This window comes from Sorangium sp. So ce381, assembly GCF_051473845.1.
Classification (GTDB): domain Bacteria; phylum Myxococcota_A; class Polyangia; order Polyangiales; family Polyangiaceae; genus Sorangium; species Sorangium atrum.
The window spans coordinates 9,503,569-9,519,251 of sequence record NZ_CP150336.1; the positions used below are offsets into that span (position 1 = coordinate 9,503,569).

At 68.7% G+C, this 15,683-nt stretch carries 13 protein-coding genes and 2 pseudogenes; 6 read left to right on the forward strand and 9 right to left on the reverse strand.

What is annotated here, in order from left to right; genetic code table 11:
• Positions 1-17 precede the first annotated feature (17 nt).
• The 3 genes from WMF29_RS35665 to WMF29_RS35675 are packed head-to-tail and all read right to left on the reverse strand — an operon-like array spanning position 18 to position 3,105.
• Positions 18-1,184 carry an ABC transporter permease gene (locus tag WMF29_RS35665; protein WP_437324571.1) on the reverse strand — a complete coding sequence of 389 codons (1,167 nt, stop codon included), beginning with the start codon at positions 1,182-1,184 and terminating at the stop codon, positions 18-20.
• Positions 1,181-1,879, reverse strand: a complete 699-nt coding sequence (locus WMF29_RS35670; RefSeq protein ID WP_437324572.1) for an ABC transporter ATP-binding protein — start codon at positions 1,877-1,879, stop codon at positions 1,181-1,183. The genes WMF29_RS35665 and WMF29_RS35670 overlap by 4 nt, the downstream gene beginning before the upstream one ends.
• Positions 1,876-3,105 carry an efflux RND transporter periplasmic adaptor subunit gene (locus WMF29_RS35675; RefSeq protein WP_437324573.1) on the reverse strand — a complete coding sequence of 410 codons (1,230 nt, stop codon included), beginning with the start codon at positions 3,103-3,105 and terminating at the stop codon, positions 1,876-1,878. Before WMF29_RS35675 ends, WMF29_RS35670 begins: the two co-directional genes overlap by 4 nt.
• A gap of 658 nt (positions 3,106-3,763) precedes the next feature.
• Here WMF29_RS35675 and WMF29_RS35680 point away from each other — a divergent pair.
• Positions 3,764-4,591, forward strand: a complete 828-nt coding sequence (locus WMF29_RS35680; RefSeq protein WP_437324574.1) for a hypothetical protein — start codon at positions 3,764-3,766, stop codon at positions 4,589-4,591.
• Between the two features lie 261 nt (positions 4,592-4,852).
• Here the strand turns inward: WMF29_RS35680 and WMF29_RS35685 are convergent, their stop codons facing one another.
• Complete coding sequence (locus WMF29_RS35685; protein ID WP_437324575.1) at positions 4,853-5,704, reverse strand: LysR family transcriptional regulator; 852 nt, start codon at positions 5,702-5,704, stop codon at positions 4,853-4,855.
• A gap of 11 nt (positions 5,705-5,715) precedes the next feature.
• Here WMF29_RS35685 and WMF29_RS35690 point away from each other — a divergent pair.
• A pseudogene (locus WMF29_RS35690) lies at positions 5,716-6,477 on the forward strand (aldo/keto reductase); the annotation flags it as partial.
• A gap of 271 nt (positions 6,478-6,748) precedes the next feature.
• Here the strand turns inward: WMF29_RS35690 and WMF29_RS35695 are convergent.
• Together WMF29_RS35695 and WMF29_RS35700 are read right to left on the reverse strand one after the other, a co-directional pair.
• Positions 6,749-7,780 carry an SGNH/GDSL hydrolase family protein gene (locus tag WMF29_RS35695; protein WP_437324576.1) on the reverse strand — a complete coding sequence of 344 codons (1,032 nt, stop codon included), beginning with the start codon at positions 7,778-7,780 and terminating at the stop codon, positions 6,749-6,751.
• Positions 7,781-8,110: 330 nt separating this feature from the next.
• Positions 8,111-8,326 (reverse strand): annotated as a pseudogene (locus tag WMF29_RS35700) (transposase domain-containing protein); the annotation flags it as partial.
• A gap of 478 nt (positions 8,327-8,804) precedes the next feature.
• On the opposite strand from WMF29_RS35700, the gene WMF29_RS35705 reads away from it, so the two are divergent.
• On the forward strand, positions 8,805-9,506 hold the full coding sequence (locus WMF29_RS35705) for a DUF4336 domain-containing protein (protein ID WP_437324577.1): 702 nt from the start codon (positions 8,805-8,807) through the stop codon (positions 9,504-9,506).
• Between the two features lie 156 nt (positions 9,507-9,662).
• Here WMF29_RS35705 and sigJ read toward each other — a convergent pair whose 3' ends face one another.
• The 3 genes from sigJ to WMF29_RS35720 all read right to left on the reverse strand — a co-directional run bounded on the left by sigJ (position 9,663) and on the right by WMF29_RS35720 (position 11,974).
• On the reverse strand, positions 9,663-10,544 hold the full coding sequence (gene sigJ, locus WMF29_RS35710; protein WP_437324578.1) for an RNA polymerase sigma factor SigJ: 882 nt from the start codon (positions 10,542-10,544) through the stop codon (positions 9,663-9,665).
• Positions 10,545-10,549: 5 nt separating this feature from the next.
• Positions 10,550-11,176: an FMN-dependent NADH-azoreductase gene (locus WMF29_RS35715; protein WP_437324579.1), complete on the reverse strand. Its 627-nt coding sequence runs from the start codon at positions 11,174-11,176 to the stop codon at positions 10,550-10,552.
• A gap of 180 nt (positions 11,177-11,356) precedes the next feature.
• Entirely contained in the window at positions 11,357-11,974 is a 618-nt protein-coding gene (locus tag WMF29_RS35720; protein ID WP_437324580.1) for an isochorismatase family protein, read from the reverse strand.
• 154 nt (positions 11,975-12,128) lie between these two features.
• Here WMF29_RS35720 and WMF29_RS35725 point away from each other — a divergent pair, with 154 nt between their 5' ends.
• The 3 genes from WMF29_RS35725 (at position 12,129) to WMF29_RS35735 (ending at position 15,668) form a co-directional block, all read left to right on the forward strand.
• Positions 12,129-13,040 carry a LysR substrate-binding domain-containing protein gene (locus WMF29_RS35725; RefSeq protein WP_437324581.1) on the forward strand — a complete coding sequence of 304 codons (912 nt, stop codon included), beginning with the start codon at positions 12,129-12,131 and terminating at the stop codon, positions 13,038-13,040.
• A gap of 90 nt (positions 13,041-13,130) precedes the next feature.
• Positions 13,131-14,126, forward strand: coding sequence for an alpha/beta hydrolase (locus tag WMF29_RS35730; RefSeq protein WP_437324582.1), 996 nt, complete (start codon positions 13,131-13,133; stop codon positions 14,124-14,126).
• A 30-nt stretch (positions 14,127-14,156) separates the two neighbouring features.
• On the forward strand, positions 14,157-15,668 hold the full coding sequence (locus tag WMF29_RS35735; protein ID WP_437324583.1) for a GMC family oxidoreductase: 1,512 nt from the start codon (positions 14,157-14,159) through the stop codon (positions 15,666-15,668).
• Positions 15,669-15,683: the final 15 nt, after the last annotated feature.

Here is a 15,683-nt window from a genome sequence, read left to right on the forward strand (position 1 = left end):
CAGGCTGCGTGGATCGCTCACGCCACGCGCCGGAGCGCGTCGGTGACCGAGAGTTTCGAGGCGTTGTACGCCGGGATGAGCGACGCGGCGAGCGACAGCCCCATCGAGAGCAGCACCGCCATGACCATCGTCGCAGGCTCGATCCGGAAATAAGGGAACCAGGCGCCCATGTTCTCCTCCAGCCACCGGCCCAGCCCGAGCTCGACGATCGGATACGAGACCACGAGCCCGATAAACCCGGCCAAGAGCCCGATGGTCGCCGCCTCCCCGATGATGAAGATCCTCACGTGCTTCGGCTCGAACCCGAGCGCGCGCAGCACGCCGTACTCCCGCGTCCGCTCCCGGACGCCCATGGCGATCGTGTTGCCGAGGATCATCATCATGATGAGGAGGATGATGACGGACACGACGTTGAGCGCCGTCAGCACGGCCGACATCATCGCCATGAACGAGAGGTTCATCGCCCGCTCGCTCATCGTCGCCGTCTGGACGTCCTTCTCGTCGAAGATCTTGTCGATCGCCGCGCTGATGTCCGCGCTCCGCGACGGGTCGTCGATCCGGGCGGTCATCCAGCCGATCTGGTCGCGCTGCCGCTCGGGGAGCGACTCGTTCAGGTAGTCGTAGTGAAAGATGAACTGCGACCTGTCGATCGACTTGCGCGTGGCCGTGTAGATCCCCGAGACGTTGAACTGCCAGTTTCCGGGGTAGATCGTCCCCTCCAGCGTCACCGTGTCGCCCGGCTTCACCTTGAGCCGGGCCGCGAGGACGTCGCCCACGATGGCGCCCTTCCTGTCGCCCAGCCACCGCTCCATGTCCTCGGGCGAGACGACCATCTCGTCGTAGACCTTGAAGAAGGTCTTCGACTCGACGGCCATCGAGGCGAAGAAATTGTTGGCGTCGCGCGGGTCCTTGGCGCCGAACCAGCTCATGAAGGACCCCTCCGTCACGCCGGGGACCTCGCGGACCGTGTCCATGTAGCGCTTCGGCAAGGGGAGGATGAACGAGATCTTGTGCCGCGTCGCGATCCGGTCCTTCGCGGCGTGGTCGGCGGCGACGTTCCACGCCGAGAGCACCGTCCGGAGGAGCACGAACGCGAGCACCGCCACCGCCGCGCCGATCACGGTCAGCAGCGTCCTGAACTTGTTGCGAAGGACGTTCCTGGCGGCGACGGAGACGAGGTTCATGACAGGTTCCCCTTGTCGAGCCGGCGCGTCACCGTGGCGCGCTCGGCGGCTGCCGGGTCGTGCGTGACCATCAGGATGGTCTTCTTGAACTCCTTGTTGAGCTTCTCCAGGAGGGCCAGGATCTCGTCGGCGCTCTTGCGATCGAGATCGCCGGTCGGCTCGTCCGCCACGATGATCGTCGGGTCGTTCACGATCGCCCGCGCGATCGCGACCCGCTGCTCCTGGCCGCCGGAGAGCTGCCGGGGATAGTGGCCCATCCGCTCCTCGAGCCCGACGACGCGCAGGGCCGTCTGCGCGCGCTTCCGCCGCTCGGACGCCGACAGGTTCGTGAGCAGGAGCGGCAGCTCGACGTTCTCGACCGCGGTGAGCACCGGCATCAGGTTGTAGGCCTGGAAGATGAAGCCCATCGTCCTGGAGCGGAAGCGCGCCAGCTCGCCGTCGCTCATCCGCGTGAGGTCCTGCCCCGCCACGCGCGCCGAGCCGCGCGTCGGGCGATCGAGCCCGGCGATCAGGTTCAGCAGCGTCGACTTGCCCGAGCCCGAGGGCCCCATCAGCGCCTCGTACGACCCCTCCGGGACGTCGAGCGTGATGTTGTCGAGCACCACGATCGGCTCCTTGTCGCGGAAATAGCTCTTGCCGACCCCCTGCAGCTCGACAATGGGCTTCGGCTTCCCGTCGCGATACCCCTCGGTCATTCGCTCCCCTTTTCCTTCTCTTTGATCTTCTGACCGTCCGCGAGCTCGGCCGACGGCCTCGCCACGAGGCGCGCCCCCGGGGCCGGGCCGTCGAGCAGCTCGAGCCCGCCGGGCGCGGGGCCGCCCACCTTGATGGGCACCATCCTCACCTGGCCCTCGTTGACCGCGAACACCACCTTGGCGCCGCCCCGCTCGACCACCGCGGACTCCGGGACGACGCGCTTCGGCGGCTCCTTCATCGCCTCCTCGGACAGCGCCTCGGCGAGGAAGCTCACCCGCGCGCTCATCTCCGGGAGCGCCTCCTTCGGCTCTCCGACGAACTTCACCTTCACAGGGATGGTCGCCTTGGCGCGGTTCACCCGCTTGCCGATCTCGAGCGTCGTGCAGCGGTGGCGCTTCGAGGGATACGCGTCGAGGACCACCTCGCACGGCTTGCCGGGCTCGACGAGGTAGAGGCGCGTCTCCGGGACATCGGTCTCGACGACGAGCGACGAGAAGTCGGCGATCTCGACGAAGTGCGGCAGCTCGAGGCCGACGACCTCCCCGACCTCGGGCGGCTTCGACATGATCGTGCCGTTGATCGGCGCAATGATCCTCCGGTCGGCCAGCGTGACCCGGAGGCTCTCGACGTCGGCCGCCGCGGCCTTGACCTCGGCGTCGGCCGCCGCCGCCGACTGGGTGAGCGAGTGCATGCGCGCGGTGAGGTCCTCCATCGACGCGCGGCCGGTCACCTGGCGCTCGACGAGCAGCCGCTCGCGCGCGACCTGCTGCTCCACCTCGAGGATGCTCGCCCGGGAGGCCGCGGCGCGCGCCCGCGCCGCCGCGACCTTGGCCTGGGCCGCGGCCACGAGGCTCTTCTGGTCGGCGTCTTCGAGCTCCACGAGCAGGTCGCCCTGCTTCACCACGTCGCCTTCCTTGACGTGCACCCGCGCGATGCGGCCGGGGATCTTGGCCCCGACCTTGGACACGACCTGCGGGACCACGTACCCGGTCGACGTCACGGAGATCGAGGCCTGCGCCGGCGAGACCAGCGCGACCTCCGTGGTGGTGACCTCGGTCTTGAAGATCGCGCTCTGCGCCCTGGGCAGGGCGAACGCGGCAGCGCCGGCGACGGCCGCGAGCACGACCACGGCGACGAGGGCGGTGCGGAGCGGGCTCCGCCGATCGGGATCGACGTCCCGCTGGATCCGGAGCGATGCGAGATCCGAGCTGAGCTGGTCGGACACGGCGTCTCCCTTAACACGCTTCCGGCGTCGCGTTGAACTTCTATCGTTCCTTTTTGACGCGCGGCGCCAGCCACGCCCGAAACGCAGGACGCGGCCTCGCGCCCGACCCTGGAGCGGCCCTTGCGTCATAGCGAAATCGCGTCCTGGCGTGACAATTCGCCCGTCCAGACCGCAATGCACCGGGCGGCTGTGCCCGCCGCGCCTCACCCACCTGTGGATGCGCGCTTCCTGGCGCGCAGCGGTGCTCGGGCCTTCGAAGCGCACGGCGGGCCTCACGACCGTTTGCTGGCGCACCAGCGCACCGCTCCAGCGATGGAGCAGGAGCGGAACGCGGGGAGGGAAACCGCTGCAAACAATCGAAACTACAAGCATTTGTCGAACCGAGATCACGAACGACCGATCGCGAACGACAGCGTCGCAAAACGGCCGGAGTGCCAATCACCGAGACCCACGCGGCGGAGCAGGCGGGAGGTGCACTGCGCGCCACACACGAGGTGGGATTGACGCCGGCGGTGCTGTGCGCGCCGACGCCGGCCGCGGCGCGCCGCGGTGATCGGTGCGTGCGCCTGTGGTGCGAGACAGGCGCCATGCTCTCCCGGCGCTCCCGAGACCAACACCGCGTCTCGACGCCCCGACGCCGCACGTCTACGCTGTGACGATGGGTTTCGTCGCGAGCCTTTTCATCGTCTACGGGGTCGCCGGGGTGGTGCTGGGTGTCGCGGTCGCCATCGCGATCGGGCGCTGCCTCCACCACCGGCGGCGCTCGCAGATCGCCGCGTATGCGCGGAGCCCTTCGGCCTCGCCCGGCGCGATACGCGAGGGGTTTGCGCTCCTGCGCGGCGAGGTGAGCGCGGAGGACGCCGCGCCGGGCGACGCGGTGATCGCGGTCGAGATCCCGTGCGGCGGCCAGGCCGGCGCCGCGCCGAGCGCGTGGCAGACGCGGGCGCGCGCGTTCTCGCTCCGGCTCCCCTCGGGCGCCGCGGTGCGGGTCGAGCCGACGAGCGGCAGGCTGAGCCTCGACACCACCTTCGTCCCGACGAGGCGCGGCGGCGCGCCCGCCTACGTGTCCGAGGTCCGCCCCGGCGACACGATCTACATCGCGGGCTCCGTGCGCCGCGAGATCGACGCGAGCGCCGCCGGCACGGGGTACCGCGACGCCGCGCGGGCCTGGGTGCTCCGGGCGCCCGCGCACGGCAGCCTCTGCGTCGCCTCGGAGACGGTCATCGCCCACCATGCCCAGCGCGCGCGGTTCCACCGGGCCTGGGCGATCGCGCTCGGCGGGGCGCTCGCGGCGCTCCACCTCGGCCTGTTCCGGGCGTTCCACGCGAGCGTGCTCGGCACCGTCGAGTCGGCCGGGAGCATCGAGATCGGCCCGGCCGCGCTCGCGCTCTTCTTCGTCGGCGCCGCGGCGCTCACCTACCGCACCCTGGCCGAGCAGACCTCTCCCTGGATCGAGCTCCGCGTGGATCGCTCCAGAGCGGCCTAGCGCACCGATCGCGCTGGAGTCCCGAGGAAATCAACAGAAGGGAAGAGAAACCGCAAGGGGCGCGAGGGACGCAAGGGACGAGCAAGAGAAGTTCTCGTCTCTGGTCTCTTGCGCCCCTTGCGCCCCTTGCGCCCCTTGCGGTTCCTCTCCGCATTCCTTGCCCTTGGACCTTGCTTCCCGGCAGATGGGCCGGGCCTCGCAACCCATTGATTCGCTTGTTCACGTCATCGAAGGGGCCGCCGGGCGCCGGCGATCGTGATGTTATGCGCGCGTCAGCGCGACGACGAACTCCAGGAAGGCGCGGACCTTGGCCGACATGAGCTGTGCGGCATGATGGTACGCGTAGAGGGGATACGTCTCCTCGGCCCACTCCGGCAGCACCTGAACGAGCCGTCCGTCGGCCAGGAGCTCGCGCGTGTAGAGCTCGAGCACCTGCGCGATCCCTTGTCCCGCGAGGCACGCCGCGAGGAGCGGACCGACCCCGTTCACCATCAGCTGTCCAGAGGCGCTCACGCGGACGACCTTCTTTCCGCGCACGAACTCCCATGCGAAAGGGCTTCCCGTGGAGGGATCTCGCATCAGGACACACGGGTGCTTCTCGATGTCGCTCGGGCGGCGTGGCGCCCCGTGGCGCGCGAGGTACGCCGGCGATGCGCAGGTGACGATGCGCGTGCGCAGGAGCAGGCGAGCCTTCAATGCCGAGGGCTCCGGCTGACCGAACCGGACGGCGACGTCGAAGCCATCGCGGATCAGATCGCCCATGCGATCGCGCACGGCGATCTCCATGGAGAGCTCGGGGTGGCGCGCGAGGAACGGCCCCAGGCGGGGCGTCAGCACGAACTGCCCGACGCTCCCGTCGACGTTCACGCGCAGGCGGCCGCGAACCTTGGCCGATGAGCCGCCCGCCTCGATGGTCGCGTCCTCGATGGCGGCCAGGTGGGGCGCCACCGACTCGTAGTAGCGGAGCCCCTCGTCGGTCAGCGAGATGGACCGGGCGGTGCGGCGGAACAGGCGCACGCCGACGCGGTCCTCGAGGCGGGCGATCGCACGGCTGACCGCGGATTGCGTGAGGCCGAGCGCCTCCCCCGCGCCCACGAAGCTCCCGGCCTCCACGACCGCGCGGAGGACGCCGAGGCCGTCCAGCGAACGCCTGTCGAACCCGCTTGTCGCGCCTCGGGGTCGATCACATCGACATCTACAGGCCGTCGCGCCTCGATCCCAGTGTTCCGATCGAAGAGACGGTGGGCGCCATCGCCGACATGGTGAAGGCGGGCTACGTCCGCTACATCGGCCTGTCCGAAGTCGGCGCGGAGACGATCCGGCGCGCGGCGGCGGTGCATCCGATCTGCGATCTGCAGATCGAATATGCGCTGGTGAGCCGCGGCGCGGAGGTCGGCGTCATCCCGGCCCTGCGCGAGCTCGGGATCGCGATGACAGCGTACGGCGTCCTGTCCCGCGGGCTGCTCACGGGCGCAAAGCCGTCGGGCGAGGGCGACTACCGCGCGCACATGCCCCGCTTCTCCGCGGGCAACGCCGAGAGGAACCAGCCCCTCGTCGATGCGCTCGCGCGCCTCGCGACGGAAAAGGGCGTGTCCCCGGCGCAGCTCGCCATCGCGTGGGTCCGCGCGAAGGGCGCGGCTCAGGGCGTGACGATCGTCCCGACCCTGGGGTCCCGCACGCGCAAACAGCTCGTGGAGGCGCTGTCGAGCCTCGATGTCTCGCTCGACACGTCGGAGGTCGCCGCGCTCGAGGCCGCGGTGCCCGCGAGCGAAGTCGCCGGCGCGCGCTATCCGGAAGCCCACATGGCGATGCTCGACAGTGAGCGCTCTCAGGAGAGGCGTACCGCGTCGTCGAGCAGCGACGCATCGAACGGCCAAGGGCGCTGAAGGGCAGGGCGACGCCGCCCTGCGCTAGATAAGTTGCTCTTACAGCGTCACCTTTCCAGTGCGGTGGCCCTCGGTTGGGACAGCGTGCTGGAACATCGGTCGGCTCGCCGAGCGGAAGCCGCGTCGTGCTGCCATTCGTTTTCGATACCAGGCGAGGTGATTGCGCCGGGGCGAACCAATAGCCGGGGTTACGCCGCGAGCTCCTCAATTTCGGCTCGAACGGCGTGCGCCGCGAATCTGCTCGAGCGTTGGTGGCGTTCGCCTTTCGATTTCAGCGGAGGTACGGACTCAACGCCTGGAACCAAACCTCGGCCATGCGGTTATACCCTGCCTGGTTCGGGTGGAGATTGTCGGCGAAGAGGGACTGCTTGTAGTTCGGGTCGTTGGTGAACGCTGTGTACATGTCCACCAGCACGATGTGCTGCCCCTTGCTGACGCGCGTCGAAACCAGGTCGGGCATGGCCGCGTTGTAGGCCTTGACGTTGTTGTTCGTGCCGTCCGTTCTCGTCGGCACGATCTGCGCGAGCACCACGAGGATGTTCGGATCACGCATGAAAATCGAGTCGAGCAGCTTGCCCAGGCGATTCGGTGCGTCCGCAAGGTTGATGTTGCCGTTGATGTCGTTCGTTCCGATCATCAACGTAATGATGTTGGGCTTGTAATTCGGAATGCTGGTGCCCACGAGCTGCGCGATGCCGTTGTTGCCCTCGATCGTCCAGCCGCCGTGACCCTCGTGGTTCTTCGGGAACGGCACTCCGTCCACCATGGGCACGCTGTAATCACTGGCGGAACCGACGAAGGTGATGTCGCGGTTCGCTTCGAGCGCGAGGTGGAACAGCGGGGCGCGGTAGCCGCCGGCGACGTTGAAACCCTGCGTGATTGAATCGCCGAAGGGCATGATCTTACAGGAGCCGCTCGCCGGGCAGGGCTGGAATGCCGGGCCGCCGCCCGCGCCAGCGCTGCCCCCTGCGCCACCTCCCTCGCCCGCGGTACCTCCGACACCGTCGGATCCGCCGCCCATGCCACCCGAACCCGCTCCGCCGGCGCCCCCGGTGTCGCCGCCGGCAGTGCCTCCCCCACCGGCGTTCGCCGCGCCCCCGCTGGTCGCGCTCGAGCCGGAACTGCCGGGCGAGCCGCCGCCCGCCGCTGTCCCGCTGCCGCTCGTGGTCCCGGAGCTGGTCGTGCTCGCGGTTCCGCCCGTCGTCGTGCCGGGCGAGTCGGCGTCATCACTGCACGCTGCGACGAGCAGCACCACACACGCGAGTACGGCGGAAGAAGAAAATTTCAGGCGATGTACGAGCATGTGCTACGCATAGCACGATCGCGTGCTCCACCGCGATTGTGAAGCGCAGCTTATCGAAGTTGCCGTCGTCGTTGAACGATTCCATCGCGAGGGGAAGTGCGTCTGGACGGCGGCGCTCTTCGCGGCCACGCGGCGCCCGAGCGCGAACGGCGGTTACACCGTAACCACCCGACCATCGCCATGGGCACGGCCCCTTGCGGCTCTCGCCGGGGTCGACGATGTTGGGCGCAGGGCGGCGTCGGCCCACGACTCGGCGCGGGCACAGGCGGTCCTGAAAGAGGGCCCGGTGAGGTGGCCTCCACCTGTGTCGCCGACCAAAGCGCGCGTGGTTCAGGTCGCGTCGGCGTCGCCGGCGCTCGGAGCAGCGAGCAACGAGTTCGCCCAGGCGTCGGGCAGCAGTTCGTCTAGCCGTCCGCGCGGCCAGCCCGCCTGCAACTTGCCGATGACGTCCGTCGCCCAGGCGAGCGGGTTGACTCCGTGCATCCGGCACGAGCCGAAGATCGTGTAGCCGATGGCCAGGCGCTGAGCGCCCTTGTCGGAGCCTGCGGGGCGCTCCTGGTCACTGCCGCCCTGCCGCGCGCCGGTGGGGAGCTCGCCTTCGCCGTGCTCGTCGGGGCGCCCTTCGTCGGCTGGGCCGTCGGTCGCTGGTGGCAGTACGATCTCTGCTCCGAGCCGGGCTGCCGCACGGCGCTGACGTCCGACCGGAGCGAGTGCCCGCGCTGCAGCGGCGCCATCGCCGGCGTCATTCGGTCGGCTGATGAGCACTACGCGGCGGCCGCGGATTTCCGGCGCGAGCTCAGCGCGCTGCGGGCGGCAGACCGGGCGCGCGAGGGCGAGAAGAAGAAGAGAACGAAGAAGCGGCCAGCCAGCGCTTCGGGTTGAGGACGAATGGCCGTGGCTGCCGAACACGCGGATCGCCGCGAACGGGGATCCCGCCGTTCCACGGTTTCGAAAAGCGCCCGGCGAGATTGACTTCCGGATCACGTTTGGATTTCCTGGCGCCCGCGTGGAGGAGGTCGCCCGCATGCCTGACAGCGCTCTCACCGCCGTGGTCGATGACAAGATCTGGACCCTGGACCGCCCCGTGTGGTTCAGCGGGGTACGGATGCGCGCCCGCACCACGGTCGTACGCCTCGACGACGGCAGTCTACTCCTTCACACTCCAGCCCCTCCCACCGATGCGCTGACAGAGCAGCTACGAGCCCTGGGCCCAGTGCGCTGGCTGGTGGTACCCAACTGCTGGCATCACCTCGGGGCACCCGCGGCGGCGGCCCATTTCCCTGACGCGAAGGTGGTGGGACCGGCGTCGGCGCTCAACAGGAACAAGGCGTTGAAGCTCCACATGGATATCCACGACGCCCAGTTCGGCGAGCAGGTCCCCGAGTTCGAGGCCTTGCCACTTCAGGGCGTGCCGTTCTGGGACGAGACGGTGCTCTACCATCGGCCAACGCAGACCCTGCTGGGCGCAGACATCGTCCTTTGCGCCGGCGCCAAGGACCACTGGACTTTGCGTTATGCCGCGCGCATTACCGGCTTTTACGAGCGGGTGCGCGTACCCCCCGACGCCAGGAAGAAGATTCCGGACAAGGCCGCGGCCGCGCGCTCCATCCGCTCCATGCTGGAGCGACCGGCCCAACGTCTCATCGTAGGGCATGCCGAGGTCATCGGAGAAGGTTGGCGCGACGACCTCGCACAAGCCTGGCGACTGGAGGGCGTGGAGGTGTAAGTCGACAGCGCCGCTCCCAAGCGGCGCTCGCCGAGCTCTGGCCCCGTCGATCGTGCGCCCGCCATCTGGCGCATGGTGAGGCGCTCACCCCGCACGCACCCTCTCCTCTCAACCAGCCGCTGCTCTCCAGCCCCTCCCTCCCCGGCCCCGCGCCGCTCAGCCAGCCTCCGCGAGGAAGGCCGCGAGCTTCTCCGGGTTGCGGTGGGCATAGATCCCTCGAATCACGCCCTCGTCGACGCTCACGCTCACGGCGGCGATCAGCCGATCTTCGTCGTGGACCAGGAGCCCCGGGGAACCGTTGAACCACCGCAACACGAAGCGGTAGCGGCCATCGGGATGCGCCGCGGCGCTCCAGACGCGGACGAAGAAGGTGCTCACCGCGTCCGCGCCGCGGAGCACGTGGGTCACCGTCTCGGCCTTGCCGCCCCCGTCCGCGTGCAGCTCCACGCCCTCCGCGAGCAGCCTGCGGAGCTCGTCGATCTGGCCAGCGCGGGCGGCATTCAGGAACGCGGTCAGGAGGCGCTGGTGCTCGGTGGACGACGCCGCGAACTTCGGCCGCGCGTCGCGGACCCGCGCGCGGGCGCGGGAGGCGAGCTTCCGGCACGCTGCGCTCTCCTTGCCGAGCAGGGTGGAGATCTCGTCGAAGCTGTAGCCGAACACGTCGTGCAGCAGGAACGCGGCGCGCTCGTTCGGCGTCAGCCGCTCGAGGGCGTGCATCAACGCCACCGAGACGGTCTCGTCGATCTGCGGCTCCTCGTCAGGGCTCCGCGTATCCTCCATCAACGGCTCCGGCAGCCATGTGCCCACGTACGTCTCTCTCCGGGAACGCGCCGATTGCAGCGTGTTCAACGCGATGCGGCTGCACACCGTGACGAGCCACGCGCGCGCGTCGCGGATCTGGTCGACGTCTGTCTGACTCCACTTCAAGAACGTCTCCTGCACGATGTCGAGAGCGTCGGCGCGCGTGCCGAGCATCCGGTAAGCGAGCCCCTCGAGCAGGGGGCGGTGGCTCTCGAAAAGATGCGTTCGGTGATCCATGACGGTTACTCGACCGGCTCTCCAGGAGAGGCGAAGAGACGGTCGATCTCGGCCCGCGCGCACGCGATGCGACGCGACCGAGAGACCTCGTCTCCGCTCATCCCCTCCAGCGAGATAACGTCGACCTTCGTGACGCCGATGAAGGCCAGTATCGCCCGCAGCGTGCGGGTCTGAAGCTCGTCCGCGGCGGCGGGCGAGGCGACACCGCCGCGCGTCGTCACGACGGACGCCGACGTGCTGGTGAGGAGGCCCACATAGCGCCCTTCTACCTGCGCGAACGTCCGGTCATTGCGGATGACGTGATCGAAGTACGCCTTGAGGGTCGATGGCAGCGTGAGGTTGTACAGCGGGCTGCTGATCAGCAAGTGATCGGCCGAGCTCAGCTCATCGATCAAGGCGTCGGACAGCACGAGGCCCTCGGGCGGCGGCCCCCCGGAAGGCGGCGGGGGCGCGAGAAACGCAGCGATGGTCGCAGCGTCGAGGTGCGGCACCGGATACCGGGCGAGGTCGCGAACGATGACGCGGCCGCCTGGATTCAACTCGGTCCAGCGTACCTGGAAATAGTCCGCCACGCTCCGCGAGATCGACCCTTGCGTGCGGGCGCTTGCATCTATCCTGAGCAGCTTCTTCATGTCCTCTCCGGGTGGGGTCCGCTCCCAGGACAAAGCAGCCCACCCGAATGTGACCGCCGGCGCAGCACGGACGCAGACGCTCGCGCCCGGCACGTCAGGTCCGCCCGATCCGCCAGGCACCCCTGGCGCCGGAGCCTCGCCGCTCGCCAGCGCCCGAGGGCTCTGCCGACACCGCCTCGTTCACTTGCGCAGAGCGCCGGCGACCTGGCCGACGAGCGTGGCCCAGGGCATGTCGAGCGCGGCGTAGACGGCGCCCGCCTCCGGACGGCCGTTGTCCTTGAGGATCTCGACCATCAGGGTCGCGTAGTCGGACAGGATGACGCCGGCCTGCTGCATGCGGAACAGGTTCACGTCGTGCTTGGTCTCGCTGAACGTGCCGGAGGCGTCGACGGCCACGTACGCGTCCAGTCCGCGCGCGACGGCCGTCATCGCCGGGAAGCCCGCGCACACCTCGAGCGAGATGCCGGCGAAGATCAGCTTCTTGCGGCCGGTCGCTTCGATGGCCCTGGCGACGCGCGGGTCGTCGTAGGCGTTCACGGTCGAGCGATCGATGATCTCGATGCCGGGCAAGGCCTCGACGAGCTCGGGGAAGGTCGGCCCCCACATGCTGTCGCGCGCCGTCGTGGTGACGACGATCGGCAGCTCGAGCGCCCTTGCGGCCTTCGCCAGGGCGACGACGTTGTGCTTCAGCTCGCCTGTCGAGTAGTCGCGGACGCCGGTCATGAGGCCGACCTGGTGGTCGACCAGGATGACGGCGGCGTTGTCCTGGGTGAGCGGTTCGTACTTGCGCATGGTCATTGGGTCCTCGGTTCGTCTCTGGATCCCGGTGGGTCCGGAGCTTCGGGGTCACGGCCGTTTGCCGTGACGACGCGAGGACTACCCGCTGGACGAACAACCCAAAAGACGTCAATTTTCGAACTCAGCGTCCGATCGGTTGGACGACGGGTGGAACATGCTGGATCTGAACGATTTCTTCCTGTTCGTGCAGGTGGTCGACCGGGGCGGATTCACGGCCGCGAGCCGCACGCTGCGGACCCCCAAATCGACGCTCAGCTACCGCATGCAGCAGCTCGAGAAGAATCTCGGGGTCCGGCTTCTCAACCGCACGTCGCGCAAGTTCGGGACGACGGACGCGGGCGAAGAGTTCTATCGGCACGCGGTCAGCATGCTTCGCGAAGCCGAGCTGGCCGAGGCCACGATCCGCCAGCGCCTGAGCGAGCCGAGCGGCACAATACGCTGCACCGGCGGCGTGGCGACGATGCAGTTCGCGATGTCCGATATCGTCGCGGATTTCCTCGTGCAGTACCCGAGGGTCAACGTCGTCGTGCATGCGGTCGACCGCGCCGTCGACATCGTCGGAGAGAACTTCGACGTCGCCATCCGAGCGCACTCGGATCCGCTGCCGGACTCCAACCTGGTCCAGCGGACGCTCGCGCCCGCCCCCTGGTACCTGTTCGCCGGATCCGACTACCTCGACGAGAGAGGCGAGCCGCAGAGACCCCAGGACCTGCGCGAGCATCCATCGCTGTTCATGATGCGGACAGGGGTCGCTCCGGTCTGGCGGCTGCGCCACGTGCGTCAGGCCAAGAACGAGGCCGTGGTGCCGCTGACGCCGCGGCTGTCGAGCGACGATATGGTCGGCCTGCAGCAGGCGGCCATCCGAGGTCTCGGGATCGTCGCCCTGCCCGGCTACATCTGCCGGGCGGCCGTGAAGTCCGGCAAGCTGCGCCGGGTGCTGCCGAGCTGGATCGCGGGCGACGCCACGATCACCGCGCTCATCCCCTACAGGCAGGGGCTGCTTCCCTCGGTGCGCGCCTTCCTCGATCATCTGGCGGCCGAGCTTCCGAAAGCCGTGCTGATCTAGGTCGTCCAACCAGCTGGACGCTGAGTCTCAAATTTGGCGTCTTTTCGGTCGACGTTTCCCGCCCTAGATCTCCCACGCCACGCGCGACACGTGGCTCCGCGCGGGCGGCGGAGCCATGTCCAACGATGGAGAACGACGATGTCGGAAACGCAGTTGCAGGATCATCAACGGAGCAAAACGGAGATCATCAAGCTCCCGTCCGAGGAGCGGCAGCGCGAAGCCGCGCTGCGCGAGCGGTTCGCCAGCTTCTGGGCGACAGCGACGGGAGACCGGAGAGCCGTCTACGATGCTTTCATCTCCGGCTCTCCCCTGACCAGCGACGTCACGCTCGAAGCTGTCGACGAGGCGGGCGTGCGGGGCTTTTTCATCCGTCCGCAGCAGGCCGAGCCGAAGCGTGCGATCCTTTATCTGCACGGCGGCGGCTACGTCCTCGGCTCGGCGAAGGCATACCGCGGATTCGTCAGCCAGATCGTCAGCCGCACCAAGATTCCGGCGCTCGTCATCGATTATCCTCTGGCGCCCGAAGCTTCGCTGCCGGCCGCTCCTGACGCGGCGCGGACCGCATCCCTGTTTCTGATCGCCAAGGGCTTCGACCGCATCGCGATCGTCGGCGACTCCGCGGGCGGCGGCCTCACGCTCGTGACGCTGGCGGGTTTGATCGGGAAGCCCGCTGGTCCGGCGCCGGTCGCCGGCGTCGTGTTCTCGCCGTGGGTGGATCTGTCCTTCACCGGCGCGTCGATGACGGATCCGGGCATCGTCGATCCGTTGCTCGGCCATGACTACCTGCAGGATTGCGCCCGAAAGGTCGTCGGCGCCCATAGCCCCTCCGATCCGCTCGCCTCGCCGCTGTTCGGCGACCTGAAAGGCCTGCCGCCGCTCCTCATCCAGGTCGGCACCGACGAGCGCCTGCTCGACGATTCCAGACAGTACGCCGATCGCGCGACGAAGGCCGGAGTCCCCGTCGAGCTCCAGATCTTCGAGGGCATGCACCACGTCTTCCAGCTCGACGTCGCGCACCTCGAGACCAGCAGGAATGCGCTCGATCGCGCCGCCCGCTTCCTCCGCGACGCGTTCGATCGCGGCTGAAAGGAGCCCATCGGAAAAGGAGAAACATCAATGGCCAACGAAACCCATCCATTCGACGTCGTCATCGTCGGCGGCGGATCCGCGGGCGCCGTGCTCGCGAGCCGACTGAGCGAAAACCGGGACCGTCGGGTTCTTTTGCTGGAAGCTGGCCAGGCCTACACGCCGGCGAACACACCGGACGTGATCGCGAACGCGAACCGCGTGGGCGGCGATCGCGATCACGACTGGGGCTACCACACCCAGGATCACCTCGGGCTCGGTCACGACGTGAACGCGATTCGCGGCAAGGTGCTTGGCGGCAGCTCGGGCGTGAACGCGGCGGTCGCGATCCGCGCCAGGCCGTCCGACTTCGCGCGCTGGGCAACACACGGCGTCGAGGGCTGGTCGTTCGAGGACGTGCTGCCGATCTTCAAGGCGATGGAGAACACGCCGACCGGCGAAGACGCCTGGCACGGGCGCACCGGCCCCTTCCCTATCCGGCAGCGGACGATGGAGGAGAACACCCCGTCGATGCGCGCGTTCGTGCTCGCCGCGGAAAGGTGCGGCCTCGCGCGCGTCACCGACTTCAACGGCGCCGAGCAGCACGGGGTGTCGCCCTACCCATTGAACGTCGTCGACGGCAAGCGGATCAACACCGGCATGGCCTACCTCACGGAAGACGTACGCCGCCGGCCGAACCTGACGATCAGAGGATGCGTCGAGGTCGACAGCGTGGTGTTCGAAGGCCGCCGCGCGACGGGCGTGCGCCTCGTCGGCGGCGAGACGATCGCGGCCGGTCAGGTGATCCTGTCGGCCGGCGCGTACGGCAGCCCCGCGATCCTGATGCGCTCGGGCATCGGCCCGTCGTCGCATCTGAAGGAGCTCGGCATCCCCGTCATCGTCGAGGCTCCTGTCGGCCAGCGGCTGAAGGAGCACCCGTTCTACTACAACGTCTATGCGCTGAAACCCGAAGCCAGATCGATGACGCCGGTCGCCGGCGCGATCCTCTGGACCAGGTCGAGCGAGGCGGGCGCGGACGAGCTCGATCTGCACGTCTCCGGCACGCACATCTTCGATCCGGCCCAGAGCCCGACCGGAGGGGCGATCGTGCTGGCCTGTTCGGTGACGCTGCCGAAGTCGAAGGGATCGATCCGCCTGGCAAGCCGCGATCCCCGCGCGATGCCGCTGATACGCTTCAACTTCTTCGAGGACCGCAGCGACCTGCGGCGGATGATGGAAGCCGTGCGCCTGTCGCGCAAGATCGGCAAGACCGCGCCGTTCAGCGACGTTGTCGAGCTGGAGATGACCCCGGGCAACGACGTGCAGGACGACGCCGCGCTGGAGAAGGCGATCATCGCGCAGGTCGACGGCTACTCCCATCCGACATCCTCCGTCCCGATGGGCGGACCGAACGATCCGGGCGCCGTCGTCGATGCAGCGGGCGCGGTCCGCGGCGTCGACGGCCTTCGCGTCGTCGATGCGTCGATCATGCCGGACATCATCTCGGCGCCGACGAACGTGACGACGATCATGATCGCCGAAGCTAACAGCCGGAAGCTCTGAGGCGACGAGCACGCC

Excerpts from the sequence above, each read along its gene's own strand:
- WMF29_RS35665 (WP_437324571.1), bottom strand. The coding sequence starts at position 1,184 with ATGAACCTCGTCTCCGTCGCCGCCAGGAACGTCCTTCGCAACAAGTTC.
- WMF29_RS35670 (WP_437324572.1), bottom strand. The coding sequence starts at position 1,879 with ATGACCGAGGGGTATCGCGACGGGAAGCCGAAGCCCATTGTCGAGCTG.
- WMF29_RS35680 (WP_437324574.1), top strand. The coding sequence starts at position 3,764 with ATGGGTTTCGTCGCGAGCCTTTTCATCGTCTACGGGGTCGCCGGGGTG.
- WMF29_RS35695 (WP_437324576.1), bottom strand. The coding sequence starts at position 7,780 with ATGCTCGTACATCGCCTGAAATTTTCTTCTTCCGCCGTACTCGCGTGT.
- WMF29_RS35705 (WP_437324577.1), top strand. The coding sequence starts at position 8,805 with ATGCCTGACAGCGCTCTCACCGCCGTGGTCGATGACAAGATCTGGACC.
- sigJ (WP_437324578.1), bottom strand. The coding sequence starts at position 10,544 with ATGGATCACCGAACGCATCTTTTCGAGAGCCACCGCCCCCTGCTCGAG.
- WMF29_RS35715 (WP_437324579.1), bottom strand. The coding sequence starts at position 11,176 with ATGAAGAAGCTGCTCAGGATAGATGCAAGCGCCCGCACGCAAGGGTCG.
- WMF29_RS35720 (WP_437324580.1), bottom strand. The coding sequence starts at position 11,974 with ATGACCATGCGCAAGTACGAACCGCTCACCCAGGACAACGCCGCCGTC.
- WMF29_RS35725 (WP_437324581.1), top strand. The coding sequence starts at position 12,129 with ATGCTGGATCTGAACGATTTCTTCCTGTTCGTGCAGGTGGTCGACCGG.
- WMF29_RS35735 (WP_437324583.1), top strand. The coding sequence starts at position 14,157 with ATGGCCAACGAAACCCATCCATTCGACGTCGTCATCGTCGGCGGCGGA.